This window comes from Burkholderia sp. Ac-20392 (genome assembly GCF_017104585.1).
Classification (GTDB): domain Bacteria; phylum Pseudomonadota; class Gammaproteobacteria; order Burkholderiales; family Burkholderiaceae; genus Burkholderia; species Burkholderia lata.
On sequence record NZ_JAAGPB010000207.1, the window covers coordinates 1 to 14249 of the forward strand.

At 63.3% G+C, this 14249-nt stretch carries 12 protein-coding genes and 1 tRNA gene; 10 read left to right on the forward strand and 3 right to left on the reverse strand.

Translation table 11 applies throughout. From position 1 onward, the window contains the following. From G3N99_RS21715 to G3N99_RS21755, 9 genes are all read left to right on the forward strand, one after another. The coding region (locus G3N99_RS21715) for an SIS domain-containing protein (protein WP_206123435.1) at positions 1–393 on the forward strand (393 nt) is incomplete at its 5' end. 17 nt (positions 394–410) lie between these two features. After that, positions 411–1208, forward strand: a complete 798-nt coding sequence (locus G3N99_RS21720; protein ID WP_206123436.1) for a BON domain-containing protein — start codon at positions 411–413, stop codon at positions 1206–1208. Continuing rightward, positions 1205–1567, forward strand: coding sequence for a c-type cytochrome (locus G3N99_RS21725; RefSeq protein WP_174946373.1), 363 nt, complete (start codon positions 1205–1207; stop codon positions 1565–1567). Before G3N99_RS21720 ends, G3N99_RS21725 begins: the two co-directional genes overlap by 4 nt. Positions 1568–1633: 66 nt before the next feature. Then, positions 1634–1709: transfer RNA gene (locus tag G3N99_RS21730), tRNA-Ala, on the forward strand. Between the two features lie 429 nt (positions 1710–2138). After that, positions 2139–4919 carry a type VI secretion system Vgr family protein gene (locus G3N99_RS21735; protein ID WP_206123437.1) on the forward strand — a complete coding sequence of 927 codons (2781 nt, stop codon included), beginning with the start codon at positions 2139–2141 and terminating at the stop codon, positions 4917–4919. Between the two features lie 18 nt (positions 4920–4937). After that, positions 4938–7304 (forward strand): hypothetical protein, encoded by a 2367-nt coding sequence (locus tag G3N99_RS21740; protein WP_241011785.1) that lies wholly within the window; start codon positions 4938–4940, stop codon positions 7302–7304. After that, positions 7301–8767: a virulence factor gene (locus G3N99_RS21745; protein ID WP_206123438.1), complete on the forward strand. Its 1467-nt coding sequence runs from the start codon at positions 7301–7303 to the stop codon at positions 8765–8767. The genes G3N99_RS21740 and G3N99_RS21745 overlap by 4 nt, the downstream gene beginning before the upstream one ends. 9 nt (positions 8768–8776) lie before the next feature. Next, positions 8777–9034, forward strand: a complete 258-nt coding sequence (locus G3N99_RS21750) for a PAAR domain-containing protein (protein ID WP_124474185.1) — start codon at positions 8777–8779, stop codon at positions 9032–9034. Positions 9035–9152: 118 nt separating this feature from the next. Continuing rightward, complete coding sequence (locus G3N99_RS21755; protein WP_206123442.1) at positions 9153–10490, forward strand: virulence factor; 1338 nt, start codon at positions 9153–9155, stop codon at positions 10488–10490. 58 nt (positions 10491–10548) lie between these two features. Here the strand turns inward: G3N99_RS21755 and G3N99_RS21760 are convergent, their stop codons facing one another. The 3 genes from G3N99_RS21760 to G3N99_RS21770 form a co-directional block, all read right to left on the reverse strand. After that, positions 10549–10860: a hypothetical protein gene (locus tag G3N99_RS21760; RefSeq protein ID WP_206123439.1), complete on the reverse strand. Its 312-nt coding sequence runs from the start codon at positions 10858–10860 to the stop codon at positions 10549–10551. A 128-nt stretch (positions 10861–10988) separates the two neighbouring features. Beyond that, a complete protein-coding gene (locus tag G3N99_RS21765) occupies positions 10989–12386 on the reverse strand; it encodes an enolase C-terminal domain-like protein (RefSeq protein WP_206123440.1) in 1398 nt (465 codons plus the stop codon). A 62-nt stretch (positions 12387–12448) separates the two neighbouring features. Continuing rightward, on the reverse strand, positions 12449–13789 hold the full coding sequence (locus G3N99_RS21770; protein WP_174989512.1) for an MFS transporter: 1341 nt from the start codon (positions 13787–13789) through the stop codon (positions 12449–12451). Positions 13790–14094: 305 nt separating this feature from the next. Here G3N99_RS21770 and G3N99_RS21775 point away from each other — a divergent pair. Further along, a partial coding sequence (locus G3N99_RS21775; protein ID WP_206123443.1) for a DUF2239 family protein occupies positions 14095–14249 on the forward strand: 155 nt, incomplete at its 3' end.

The following is a 14249-nucleotide window of genomic DNA, read 5'->3' on the forward strand; positions in this document are numbered from 1 at the left end:
TTCGGCGGCTTCGAGCGCGAGCGCCCGGGCCTGCCCGCGATCGCGCTGGCCACCGACGCGTCGCAGGGCGGCCTCGCGGGCGCGGTATCCGCCGAGCAACTGTTCGCCCAGCAGGTGCGCGTGCTCGGCCAGACCGGCGACATCCTGCTGGTGCTCGACCCGTCCGGCGCGTCGCCGCGTGTGCTGGCGGCGATCGACGAAGCGCACGAGCGCGAGATGACCGTCGTTGCGCTGACGGGTGGCGACGACCATGCGGTCGCGGCTGCGCTGTCCGATACCGATATTCCGATCAGCGTGCCCGCCGTTCGTGCGGCGCGCATCCACGAAGTCCATCTGCTGACCATCCACTGCCTGTGCGACGGCATCGACGCGATGCTGCTGGGTGAGGATTGAACGAAGGAGAGCCGTCGATGAATCAAAGCCGCGTCAAACAGACGCTCGTCAGAACCACGCTGCTCGCTGCGCTGACGGCGGGCCTCGCCGTGTCGCTGCAAGGTTGTGTACTCGGGGTCGTGGGCGCAGCGGCCGGTGGCGGCGCGCTGATCGCGACCGATCGCCGTACGCTCGGCGCGCAGACGGAGGATCGCGAGATCCAGGTCAAGTCGCTCACGCAGATCAACAACGGGCTGCCCGACCAGTCGCACGTGAACGTGACGGTGTTCAACCGCCGTGTGCTGCTGACCGGCGAAGTGCCGAACGATGCATCGAAGCAGCGCGCCGAGGAAATCGTGCGCGGCATCAACAACGTGAACGGCATCGTCAACGAGCTGTCGGTCGAGCCGGCGTCGTCGCTGTCGTCGCGCGCGAACGACTCGTACCTCGAAGGGCGCGTGAAGTCCGAGCTGATCGCGACGAAGGGCATCTCGTCGAACTACTACAAGGTCGTCAGCGAACGCGGCAACCTTTACCTGATGGGGCTCGTGACGGTCGACGAGGGCAATCGCGGTGCGGAAGCCGCCAGCCAGGTGCCGGGCGTCGAGAAGGTCGTGAAGGTGTTCCAGTACGTGAAGCCGCAGGACGCGCAGGCGCTGCAGGACGCATCGCCCGCAAGCGGCGCGTCCGGTGCGCAGGCCGCTGCGCCGGCGGATACCGCGACGGTGGGCGCCGTGCCCGACGCGTCGGTGCAGTCCACGCCGCTGCAGCCGCCCGCGCCGATCTCGAATTCGTCGAACGTGCACCCGGGCAACCTGAAGGCCCCGTCGCAATGAAGAACATGCAGATGAAGCAGATGAAACAGTGGATGGTGCAGGGCGCCGCGGCCGCGGCGCTCGTGGTGGGCGCGCTGGGCGTCGCGCACGCGGATGTCGGCGACGGCCTGAAGGTCGCGCGCGGCAACGCGTGCATGGGCTGCCACGCGGTCGACCGCAAGCTCGTCGGCCCGTCGTTCAAGGATATCGCCGCGCGCTACAAGGCCGATCCGCAGGCCGTCGCAAAGCTGTCGAAGAAGGTGAAGGAGGGCGGCTCGGGCGTCTGGGGCGCCATTCCGATGCCCGCGCACCCGCGCATGAGCGACGCCGACGTGCGTTCGGTGGTCGAATGGGTGCTGGCTGGCGCGCCGTCAAAGTAAGGTTTCAGGGGCGATTCATCCCCTATTGCCAAGCGCAGAAATGCGTGTGTATGATGGTTGACTGATGGGGCGGTAGCTCAGCTGGGAGAGCGTCGCGTTCGCAATGCGAAGGTCGGGAGTTCGATCCTCCTCCGCTCCACCAACGGAATTCGAAGGCCCGATCGTCTCGAGACAGGAAAGGGAATGCTGCACCGGGTGCAGCCTTGTGTTTCCGCCCGGGCGTACAGCCTTATGCATCGCAAACAAAAAGCCGGCTTCGTGCCGGCTTTTTGCTTTTCTGCTCGACATCGGCGTGCGTACACGTTGCCTCGTCGACTTCCTCTTCAGCCGCTTGTTTTTCCGCGCGAATCGCTCGATCCCCTCGGGCTGCGGCCGGCGCCTCCCCGCGTGACGCCGGAATCCGTCATTTTTAGTCAGATTGTGTCGGCAACCGGCATGGATACACGTAGGGTACCGAAATATTTCCGTGAATTTGATATGCTCACTGTCACAAATCGGTAGTGTGACCGTGACATGACGCGCGTCGCAAAGCCGAAGCCAACAGGTCGACAACAATATTGAGAGAACGGCTGTGTCGATAAGCGAAACAATAAGCAGCTTTGCATCGGGGGTGGTCGACTGGAACCGTCGGCCGGTCGCCTTGAATTTCGGCAAGGCGCAAGACGCGTTGGGGCACTTGCTTGCGCTGCAGCATGCGCACGTGCACGAAGGGTTGATGACCGGCATTCGCGGGCATCTGACCTGCGTGTCGGCCCGCCACAACCTGCCGCCGCGGCTGTTCCTCGGCGTCCCCGTCTCGATCCGGCTCGTCACCGATCGGGGGCAGCTGCACTTCGTCAACGCGATCATCCAGGACGTGCAGATCGGCCAGAGCGACGGCGAGCTGTGCGTGTACCAACTGACGGTGTGCGATGCCCTGTCGTTGATGGACAAGCGCACGAATTCCCGCGTATTCCGTCAGAGCAGCGTCGTCGACATCCTCTCGACGCTGTTCACCGAATGGCGTCAGCGCAGCCCTGCACTGGCAGCGGCGTTCGAATTCGACCTGTCCGGCTTGAGTCGCGACCGATATCCGGCGCGCGAACTGACTCGCCAGGTCAACGAATCGGATGCGAAGTTCGTGCGCCGCCTGTTGCGGCGCGAAGGCATCACGGTGTTCGCCAAGGCCGGCCCGGTCAAAGGCGAGGGCAACAGTCACGACGATACGCCCGCGCATACGCTCGTGTGCTGCGACGATCCGATGTCGCTGCCCCAGGCACCGGCCGGTACGGTGCGGCTGCATCCGCGCGACGCCGCGACCGAGGAGCGCGACACCGTCACGCTGTTCGCGCTGCATCAGCGTCTGACGCCCGGCCAGGTCGGCCGCCCGTCGTGGGATTACAAGAAAGCGCGTATCGACGAGTCGATGGTCGCGACGAGCCTCAATCAGGGCGAGGCCGGCAACGACCTGGCGCAATTGCTGACCGATGTCGCGATCGACATCCCGCATGCGGGCGACTCATGGAACGATCACGAGCGCCTCACCCGTGCCCGGATGCTCGCGCATCAGTTCGAAGCCGAGCGTTACGACGGCGTGAGCAGCGTACGCGACCTTGCCGTCGGTGCGTGGATCACGCTGACCGGCGATCCCGAGCGGGACATGCAGCCCTCCGACCAGCGGCAGTTCGTGATCACGTCGATCGACCACGACGTCTGGAACAATCTGCCGAAAGGGCTGACCGACCGCGTGCAGGCGCTGTTTGCCGCGAGCCGGCACCTGGCTTATCCGTCGCCATTGCAGCAGCCTGCCGCAGCGGCCGAACCCGACACGCGCTACGAGAATCATTTCACCTGCGTGCGGCGTGGCGTACCGCTCGCGCCCGCATACGACCCGAAGATCGACCTGCCGCCCGTGCATCTGCTGACCGGCACGATCGTCGGCCAGCAGGGCGAGGAAGTGTTCTGCGATGCCGACGGCCGCGTACGTGTGCGGATCCACGGTCTCGATCCGGCGGATCATGCGCACGCGCAGGGCGCGGGCACGAACGACAATGCCGGCGACAGCGCACCGATCCGTGTCGGGGCGAGTCTCGCGGGTGGAAGCTTCGGCGCGCTCTTTCTGCCGCGTGTCGGGATGGAAGTCCTGATCGGCAGCCTCGGCGGCGATCCGGACCGGCTGGTCATCATCAACGTGCTGAGCAACGGCGTGAATCCGCCGGCGGCCTTCACCCACATCGGCAATCTCCCCGGCAACCGCTATGTGTCGGGGATCAAGACCAAGGAAATCAAGGGGAGCCGGTATAACCAGCTGCGTCTCGACGATACGCCGGGACAGATTTCCAGCCAACTGGCGAGCGAGCACGCGCATTCTCAACTGAATCTGGGGTACCTGACGCAGCCTCGCCAGGACGGCCGAGGCCAGGACCGTGGCGAGGGCGCGGAATTGCGTACCGACGCGGCTGCCGCGCTGCGGGCCGCGCAGGGGATTCTGCTGACGACCTACGCACGCTCGCAAGCGAGCGGCGGGCAGCTCGATCGCGACGAGTTGTTGCGACTGCTCGGCGAGTGCACCGAGTTGTTCAAGTCGCTGGGCGACTACGCAGGCCAGCATGGCGGACAGGCCGCCGATACGGCGGGCCAGCAGGCGGTTGCGGCTGCGTTCAAAGGCTGGACACCCGGCAGCGGCGCGTCGGGCACTGGCGCTGGCGATGCGGCCGGGTCGCAGGCGCTGATGGCGTTCGGCGCGCAAGCCGGTTCGGTTGCGATCACGCCGAAGACGCACGTGACCTACGCCGGCGAGAACATCGACCAGGTCGCGCAGCAACATGTCCAGCTGACCAGCGGGCAGCGCATCACGCTGCACGGCGGGCGCGGCGTCGCGATGTTCGCGCACAGCGATGGCGTATCGGCGATCGCGAATCAGGGCAAGGTGACGCTACAGAGCCAGAACGACGACACGCAGATCGATTCCGCGAAGAACATCCAGTTCACGGCGGCTGGCGGCAAGCTCGCGGGCATGGCGAGCGAAGAGGTGGTCTTCACGACCTCCGGCGGCGCGTACCTGAAACTGCACGGCAGCGATATCGAGCTGGGGTGCCCGGGCAGTTTCACGGTGAAGTCGGCCGGGCACTCGTGGCAGGGGCCGGCGAGCATGAGCACGGATATGCCGAAGTTCGATCATGCGCCGCTCGGGCGCGTGCCGAAGCTCGTGCGGGCGACCGATGGGCAGGCCGTCGAGGGCATGCAGGCGGAGATCACGAAAGCGTCGGGCGAAGTTATCAAGGGGCAGTCCGATGCCGCGGGCAAGCTTGCTCCGATCCAGAGCAACCAGTTCGAACCGTTCGTCGTGAATTTCTTCAAGAACAAGATCTGACCGGGGATAAAAATAATCATGGCAGACACAGCCGATACTGCACCGGCTAGTCCGGGTGCATCTGAAAACAATCCGCCGGCGCAGGCCGCAGTGAGCGATGGTGGCGGTCTCGATCCGCGTACGCCTGCGGGCGGCGGGGCGTCGGGGGGCGGTGACGATTCGCAGAATCGCTATCTGGTCGCCAACGGTAATGGCGTGGTGACGCTCAACCAATCCGACTACCTGTGCGTGATGCAGATGCCGTTGCCGGGCATCGTGATTTTCGTGCATGGGGTCAACTCGGAAGGGGAGTGGTTCGAGCCGGGTGAAGAGGGTCTGTGCGAAGGGTTGAACAAGCGGCTTGGACGCGAAGACGATCTTTTGACTCATTGCGGGCCGAAGGGTGGTCAGATGGGTCCGATGCATTACACGGCGAGCCTGACGGACGATGGTTTTATCAACCCGCAGTTGTGGGCCGGTACGTATATGCAACCGGATGAAAATACGTTCTCGCCTGTTATTCATTTCCGCTGGGGTTACAAAGCGAACAAGGAGGAGCTGAAGCGCTACGGCGAGTCGATCTTCCTGAATGAAAAGAACTACTGGGGTGGCGGACCTTTTGCGAACGGCTGCGGTAGCCTGCCGGATTTATGGAACGCTGGTGTTGATCCACGGATCTTCGGCTTCATCAATGTGCAGGGACTCAATCCGACGCAACGTCCGCTCTTCGAGACACCGCCGCGCATGTACAACGTAATGGGCGCGTTGCGTCTCGCAAAACTCATCGGCTCCATTCGCAAGGTACAGGCGGACGTGCCAATCACGGTGGTGTGCCATAGCCAGGGCAACATGGTCGGTATTGCAGCTGCGTTCCTCGGAGACCGCTTGTCGAAGGATGCGGGCGTGAGATGCGTGGCCGACACTTATGTGCTGGCCAATCCGCCCTACGGGATCGTCGGTTCTATCGAAGGCGACAACTCGCCTTTTATGGAGGACTGGACTGAACGCAACGACAAGGACAAGCACGGCAACCGTGGGCGCGTGGAGTCGCCGGCGCGGGCGAAGACGCTGAAAGCGTTCTTCGAACTGATTGCGCAGAGCAAGGATGCCGAGGACAAGCGCGACCCGCTCGATCTCCGTATGACGATGGCAAACATGAAGCCGGGCGAAGACGGCAAGCCTGCTTACGATCCGGACAACGACCGGAAACAGTACGGGGTTCAGAACCATACCTACGGCCGCGTCACGCTGTATTCATGCCCGCACGACCAGGTGATTTCCGCCGCTCCGGTGCAGGGAATGGGCTGGCGAGGATTGCATCCGGACGAGGTTGAACTCGTCAAGGGTTCGAGCCTTTTCACGCAACGTGTCTTCGCAACCAATTTTCAGGTCGGTCAGGCGGAGCCCGTGACCTACGACACGTGGAAGGACGATTGGCGTTATGGCAAGGGCTCATCGGACCTGTTCTTTTATCCGACGTCGCCCCCGGCCAAATACAGCCTGGTCAAAGCACTGCGGGGCAACCCGAACTGGTACGGTAAGGTCGGCACCATTGCGGTGGCCCCTGTGCTGTATATCGTAACGATGGCGACATCGGCGTTGGGAGTGATGCGCGTCAATGCTGAGCCGCCAAAGAAATGCGGCAAGACGCAGGAGGGCTGGCACGTGATTTGCGACGCCCCTGGTCTGCCTGAGCCGTTCTTCCCGCAGGCGATTCGCTATGGGGCAGTCGTGCGCGTAAAGGATGGCAATGCGGAAAGTGATTTCAACGAGGACAACGATCCGGTGGCGGCTCAGCGTAACAAGAACAAGACAAGCATCGACAAGACTGATCCGTACGACACTTACAAACCCGACGACGATGATCATGCTGCGGAGATGGCACCGCACGGGGATGCCAGCACAGAGGCGTCACAGCGTTATGAGGATCGCGCGATTGCGCGCATGGAGGCGCGTCACAAAAACAACCCGGAATGGGTCAAGGACGGTGAGGTCGTTGGTGAGGCTGGCCCCAATGCACAGATGCCCGATGGGTATCAGAAATGGCGAAACAAGCAGATCGTACAGATCCTCGATGCAACAGTGAATAACCCGACGAACCATTCGACGATCATGACCAATCCGAAGCACGCCAGGTTGGCACTGACGTACGATGTTGCGATCGGCATCTGTCGGATTTCGAATGAGCAATTGAACCAGTTCAGGATTGAGGCCGACTGGAGATTCGGTGAGAGTCTGGACAAGGTCAACCCGAACAAGATTTATTCGGCTTACTTCGAGAAAGGAAAGATGAATGGCGACTTTTTGCAGGATTGGGTGCTTAAAGACCCCGAAGCGACGCTGCCTGAATCGATAGACGACAAGCGTCAGGGGGGGATGTTGCTCGGTATCGGGAGGGGCGCATGAGATCGCTGTTTGCATCCCGGTCACGACGCCTTGCACTGGCATTGGTTGGGGTACTACTTGTGATGGGTGTCGTTGCTATCGAAGCGATTGGTCACGGCGCACAGACACGAAGCATGGGAGAGGAAATGACACGATGGATTGGATTGCCGGCCCTGGCTGGGATCGCTGTTTTTGCATTTGCCACGGCTTGGTCATCTTCGACTGCGGAGGCTGCTCAGCCGGTTTCCGTGCCGACACCTTCTGTGCCAGTCCAGGAGAAGCCGTTTCTCGCACAGGTGGTCGGTCTGGAATGGCTCAATCCTCTCCAACGCCGTGACTATCCAACGGAATGGCAATTGTTGTGGACGTTGGGGCTCGTCAAGCCGAACAAGAATGACGATATGGTCAGAAAGGACCCCAAGGCGTTCGGTACTGTTCGCCCTGTCGCTGGAGTTGCCTATGGCAACAACGGAGCGGAAAGTTTCGACGGGTTCTATGAAAAATATATCTCTAAGTTTCTGGGCTTATTCGCTGAGAAATATGTGATGAATGGTCACTATTTCTATACGGTCCAGCCACACGACCCGAATCAATGGCGAGAGCTGGCGGGTATTCGTGTCGAGTTTGCGATACCTCAGCGACTTGGGTCGAAGGAGGCGAAAGACTATTTGGCCTATCAGATCAAGGATTATTTTGAAATTGGCAATAAGTCCGCAAAGGACCTATGGAGCAAGGATCTGCCTGCGGATATTCAGATCCATGTCGGCGGTGCAAATGCCGGATTCACGTCGCTGAACGCTGCACTCGACTATCTGCAAGCGCATCCGCAGGAGAGCGTGTGGGTGATGAACTGGGACGCGCCGAGCTTTCCACCCAGAGATGCGCAGACGAACGAAAACCTTACCGTGCTGTTCCTCGCCGGTCCCGATCTGAAAACCGAGCGTGAACCGCTCGCATGGATCGGCAAGGCTGCGACGGGCAAGGCGAGTGACTACGAGGCGAAGGCTGGCACCACGCGTGCGGTCCAGGCATGGAAGGCGACGATCACGCAGGCTGCTCATAACGCAAACGTCGACCCCGCAAGCATCCAGTTTGTCGTGCACGACGCCGGCAAGGGTAGCGACGCGGCGTCGGCGCGTCTCGCCTCGCTGTCGCAGACACTCACGGAAACGCTGCCGGAATTTGACTACACGAAGCAGGTCTTCAACACGCCGGCGCTGCTTGGCGACATGGGCGCAGGCACGGCGCTGACGGACATCGCACTCGCGATCGGCCGGATCAACCATTTCGGCGGCAATGCACTGGTTGCCGGTACAACGGACGCTGGCCACCCGACTGCCGTCGTCGTGCTACCGCCTTCGAAGCTCACGCCGATCAACCCGGACGGAGACTGGTTCCGCGCACGCGGCGAGAACAATGCGTATCTCATCTGGTGGGGGCGTCGACACGACACGAATTACGGCATCCAGGGTTACTCATACTGAGGAGCATCCATGCGCGGCATTATTCGGGTAGGGGACGTGCATAGCCATGGCGGCCGGGTAGAGACCGGCGCCTCGAACAGTGAAGTCATGGGGCGCGCGGTCGCCCGTCAAGGCGATCGCTGCACGTGCCCGCTGCATGGCGAGGTGGTGATCATCGATGGCGAGGCCGGTTTCGATGTGGAGGGCGCGCCCGCGTCGTTCGATGGTCATAAAACCTCGTGCGGCGCGGTGCTCATTTCGTCAGCCGCCACCTCCGGTCTTTCCTGAACTGGGTGTGATAACGTATTTTGATTCTCTGTCTGTTGTCGAACTGGCCGGCGTTTCGCGTGAAGCGATATTCAATGCAAACGGTGCCCAGGGTTGGGCCAGATACCGGTACAAACAGATGACACGATGGGTAGGACTGCAAGCCTTGGCGGGAATAGTTGCTCTTGCATTCGCTACGGCATGGTCATCGTCGAACGCAGAGGCTGCACCGCCCACTTCCGCACCGATACCGTCGACGCCAGTCCAGGAGAAACCATTTCTCGCGCAAGTCGTGGGACTGGAGTGGCTCAATCCCCTGCAGCGTCGCGACTATCCGACGGAATGGCAACTGCTTTGGACAATGGGCCTCGTCAAACCGAACAAGAACGACGATATGGTCAGAACGGATCCAAAGAGTTTTACATCCGTTAAACCTGTTGCGATTGTTGCCGATGGTAACGGTGGGGATGAAAGTTTCGACGGATTCTATGAAAAATACGTCTCCAAACTCCTCGTCCTGTTCCATGACAAGTATGCGATGAATGGCCACTATTTCTATACGGTCCAGCCATCCGACAAGCGACACCGGCGGGAGTTGGCTGGTATCCGAATTGAATTCGCGATCCCCCCGCGACTGTCGCCGCAAGAAGCACGCGCATACCTACGCAAGGAAATGACCACGGCGTTTGCTATCGGAAACAAGGAGTTCCCCGATCTATGGAGCAAGGACACGCCGCCGGACATTCAGATCCATGTCGGCGGCGCAAATGCCGGCTTCACGTCACTGAACGCCGCGCTCGACTACCTGCAAACGCACCCGCAGGAAAGCGTATGGGTGATGAACTGGGACGCACCCAGCTTTCCGCCCAAAGACGAGCAGATGAACGAGAACCTCACCGTGCTGTTCCTCGCCGGCCCGGATCTGAAGACCGACCGTGAGCCACTCGCATGGATCGGCAAGGCGGCGACCGGCAAGGTGAGTGACTACGAGGCGAAGGCCGGCACGACGCGTGCGGTCCAGGCATGGAAGGCGACGATCACGCAGGCAGCTCAAAACGCAAACGTCGACCCTGCAAGCATCCAGTTCGTGGTGCACGACGCAGGCAAGGGCAGCGACGTGGCGTCGACGCGTCTCGCCTCGCTGTCACAGACACTCACGGAAACGCTGCCGGAATTCGACTACACGAAGCAGGTTTTCAACACGCCGGCGCTGCTTGGCGACATGGGTGCGGGCACGGCGCTGACGGACATCGCGCTCGCGATCGGCCGGGTCAACCACTTTGGCGGCAATGCACTGGTTGCCGGTACAACGGATGCCGGTTACCCGACTGCGGTTGTCGTGCTGCCGCCTTCGAAGCTCACGCCGATCAACCCGAACGGGGACTGGTTCCGCGCTCGCGGCGAAAACAACGCCTATCTGCCGTGGTGGGGGCGTCGACACGATACGAACTACGGCATCCAGGGTTACTCGTACTGAGCGTGGCCGCGAAGCCGCCGAGTAATCCCGGCCGCCATAGAACGACGACAGACGGCGGCTAGGTCAGCAACTCGTGGATAAACCTGAACGTCGGCACCGACAGCGCGGCGAACGCTACCGTGATGACCGCAAGAATCGCCGTTCTTTTCCGTAGCAGTGCGAAGATGACGAACGACAGCGCATAGAACGCGCAGGTCAGCAGGATGATCCACCAGAGCGCCGCGTAGCCGGCGCCACCTTCGAAGTTCGATACGTTCCGCGTCATCAGGGTCGCGACATAGCCGGCGGCGGTCATGCTCGCGGGCAGGCCCAGCACCGAATACAGGACGTAGACGATGATCTGTCGCGGTGTCGGATCGGAAGACGTCATGACGGGCGGTTCTTTTTCGGGTGGAGACGGGCCGCCGAACCGTTCGCCTTGCGGGCCGATTCAGGCAGCCAGCAGGATGCGGGCGTTTCCGGTGTTTGGCAACCACCGGTCGCTACCCGCGTTCACCCTCACCCTCGCCCGAAACTCGGCCGCTTCGGATCGTAAGTCCACCCCGGCACGAGATAGCGCATCGCGACCGCGTCGTCGCGCGCGGTACCGCCAACTTCCTTGTACAACGCATGCGCGGCCTCGACCTGCACCATGTCGATCTCGATCCCGAGCCCCGGCCGCTCCGGCACCGCCACCTGGCCGCCGACGATCTTCAGCGGCTCGCGTGTGAGCCGCGCATCGCCTTCCTGCCAGATCCAGTGCGTGTCGATCGCGGTGATCGTGCCGGGCGCGGCCGCTGCCGCATGCGTGAACATCGCGAGCGACACGTCGAAATGGTTGTTCGAGTGCGAGCCCCACGTGAGCCCCCAGTCGCGGCACAGCTGCGCGAGCCGCACCGACCCCTGCATCGTCCAGAAATGCGGGTCGGCGAGCGGGATGTCGACCGCCTGCAGCCGCACCGCATGATCCATCTGCCGCCAGTCGGTCGCGATCATGTTGGTCGCGGTCGGGATTCCCGTCGCGCGGCGGAATTCGGCCATCACCTCGCGGCCCGAATAGCCGCCTTCCGGCCCGCACGGATCCTCCGCGTACGCGAGCAGGTGGCCTTGCCCGCGGCACAGCGCGACGGCCTCGTCGAGTGACCACGCGCCGTTCGGGTCGAGCGTCGCACGTGCGTCGGGAAAGCGCGCCTTGATCGCGGCGATCGCTTCCATCTCGTCGGCGCCGGCCATCACGCCGCCCTTCAGCTTGAAATCGGCGAAGCCGTAGCGCTCGACCGCAGCCTCGGCCTGCCGCGCGATCGCGGCCGGCGTGAGCGCTTCCTCGTTGCGTAGCCGGAACCACGGCGTGCGCGCCTGCGCCTCGTCGCGATACGGCAGGTCGGTGCGGCCGCGATCGCCGATATAGAACAGATAAGCGAGCATCGGCACCGCGTCGCGCTGCTGCCCTTCACCGAGCAGCGCCGCGACCGGCACGTCGAGATGCTGGCCGAGCAGGTCGAGCAGCGCGGCCTCGATCGCGGTGATCACGTTGTCGAGCCGCAGGTTGATCTCGTGCGGCTGGCGCAGCACCGCTGCTTCGCCGGCCGACGTCACCTCATGGCGGATCGTGCGGCCCGTACCCGGGCCCGCGCCGGACAGCGCCGCGCGCACTGCGTTGAGCGTCGCCTGGTAGCGTCCGATCGACTGGCCGACCACGAGATCCGTCATGCGCTCGAGCGCGTGGCGGATGCCTTCGCCGCCCGGCACTTCGCCGACGCCCGTGTGTCCGCTGCTGTCGTCGAGGATCACGAGGTTGCGCGTGAAGTACGGCGCATGCGCGCCGCACAGGTTGAGCAGCATGCTGTCGCGGCCGGCGACGGGAATCACCTGCATGCGCGTGACGCGCGGGGTGCCGGCACGGCGGGATTCGGACATCGGTTCGCTCCTGGTTCCGGTGGTGCACGGGCCGCCGGCTGCGCCGGCGCGTCCCGCGCCGTTCATTGAAGCTCGACGCGGCGGATCTCGCCGACGACGAACAGGTAGCAGATCACGGCGACGAGCGCGTGCGCGACGACATAGACCAGCGCGCCGTTGAACGAGCCGCTGCGGTCGACGATGTAGCCGATCGCGATCGGCGTCGTGATGCTGGAGAGGTTGCCGCACGTGTTGAGCAGCGCGCCGCTCAGGCCCGCGATCTGGCGCGGCGCGGTGTCGGCGTTGACCGCCCAGCCGAGCGCGCCGAGCCCCTTGCCGAAGAACGACAGCGCCATGAACAGCACGACGAGCACGTGCGAATCGGTGTAGTTGCAGACGATCATCGACATCGACAGCAGCATGCCGAACACGATCGGCACCTTGCGCGCGACCGACAGCGAGCGGCCCTGCTTGAGCAGCCCGTCGGACACGACGCCGCCGAGAATCCCGCCGAGGAACCCGCACACGGCCGGGATCGACGCGACGAGCCCCGCGTTGAGGATCGACATCCCGCGCGCCTGCACGAGATAGACGGGAAACCACGTGATGAAGAAATAGGTGAGTGCGTTGATGCAGTACTGCGCGACGTACACGCCGATCAGCATCCGGCTTTTCAGCAGTGCCTTCACGTGGCGCATCGACGGGCCGCCGTCGCGTCCGCCCGTCGCCTGGTCGATGTTGACGAGCGCGCCGCCTTCGGCGAGGTAGTCGAGTTCCGCGCGGTTGATGCTCGGGTGGTCCTTCGGGTCGTACATCGTGCGGTTCCACACCAGGACGAACGCGAAGCCGAGCACGCCCATCACCGCGAACACCGACTGCCAGCCGAACGCGTGCACGAGCCAGCCCATCAGCGGCGCGAACACGACGGTCGCCGCGTACTGCGCGGCGTTGAAGATTGCCGACGCGGTGCCGCGTTCGGCGGCCGGGAACCACGCGGACACGATCCGGCTGTTGGCCGGGAACGACGGCGCCTCGGCCGCGCCCACCAGGAAGCGCAGCCCGAACAGCAGCGCGAACGCGGCCGCGCCGCCGAAGAAGCCGATCGAGCCCTGCAGCAGCGTGAACAGCGACCAGAAGAAGATGCTGAACGCATAGACGATGCGCGACCCGTAGCGGTCGAGCAGCCAGCCGCCCGGCAATTGCGCGACCACGTACGACCAGCCGAACGCGGAGAAGATGAAGCCGATCTGCACGTGGCTCAGGTGCAGCGCACGGGCGAGGCTCGGGCCGGCGATCGCGATCGCCGCGCGATCCGCGTAGTTGATCGTCGTGACCGCGAACAGGACGGCCAGCACCAGCCAGCGCACGCGGGTGCGCCGGGCCGTTGCCGACGCGGACGCCGGCAGCGCTTGAAGCGGATTCATGACTGTCTCCTCCGAAGGGCGGAAGGTGCCGTCGTGCGGCAGGCGCGTCGATGCGCGCCATTCGTGTGGGTGCTGCCGGCCGGAGGCCGGACGCCGTTGCCCGTGGGCAGGGCGTCCTGACCATTCTGTCATGTCGAAATTTGCGCTTTCATGCCAATTGCTGACTTGATCGATTCAGCAATTGAATCGATCGGGCGGGGGCCGCGCCACTGTCGCTGTCGTATTTTTACCCGGATGATATTGACATTCAATTTATACCCGGATAAAAATAGCGTCATTCTGATTCCAGCCTGCGGGCGACCATGATGACCACCACCACACTGCTTCCTTCCTACACGGCTTTCGACGGCCACCGGCGGCTCGCGTCGGGCCCGCTCGCGACGGTCGCGCTCGCGGTCCGGCAGGCCGCCGGCGATGCGAGGCCGAGCGCGATCCTGATCTTCAACGATGCGACGGGCCG

What these genes read in the sequence shown, in the direction of transcription:
- G3N99_RS21750 (WP_124474185.1), top strand. Translation starts at nt 8,777, where the DNA reads ATGCGCGGCATTATTCGGGTAGGGGACGTGCATAGCCATGGCGGCCGG.
- G3N99_RS21740 (WP_241011785.1), top strand. Translation starts at nt 4,938, where the DNA reads ATGGCAGACACAGCCGATACTGCACCGGCTAGTCCGGGTGCATCTGAA.
- G3N99_RS21770 (WP_174989512.1), bottom strand. Translation starts at nt 13,789, where the DNA reads ATGAATCCGCTTCAAGCGCTGCCGGCGTCCGCGTCGGCAACGGCCCGG.
- G3N99_RS21720 (WP_206123436.1), top strand. Translation starts at nt 411, where the DNA reads ATGAATCAAAGCCGCGTCAAACAGACGCTCGTCAGAACCACGCTGCTC.
- G3N99_RS21760 (WP_206123439.1), bottom strand. Translation starts at nt 10,860, where the DNA reads ATGACGTCTTCCGATCCGACACCGCGACAGATCATCGTCTACGTCCTG.
- G3N99_RS21725 (WP_174946373.1), top strand. Translation starts at nt 1,205, where the DNA reads ATGAAGAACATGCAGATGAAGCAGATGAAACAGTGGATGGTGCAGGGC.
- G3N99_RS21745 (WP_206123438.1), top strand. Translation starts at nt 7,301, where the DNA reads ATGAGATCGCTGTTTGCATCCCGGTCACGACGCCTTGCACTGGCATTG.
- G3N99_RS21755 (WP_206123442.1), top strand. Translation starts at nt 9,153, where the DNA reads ATGACACGATGGGTAGGACTGCAAGCCTTGGCGGGAATAGTTGCTCTT.
- G3N99_RS21765 (WP_206123440.1), bottom strand. Translation starts at nt 12,386, where the DNA reads ATGTCCGAATCCCGCCGTGCCGGCACCCCGCGCGTCACGCGCATGCAG.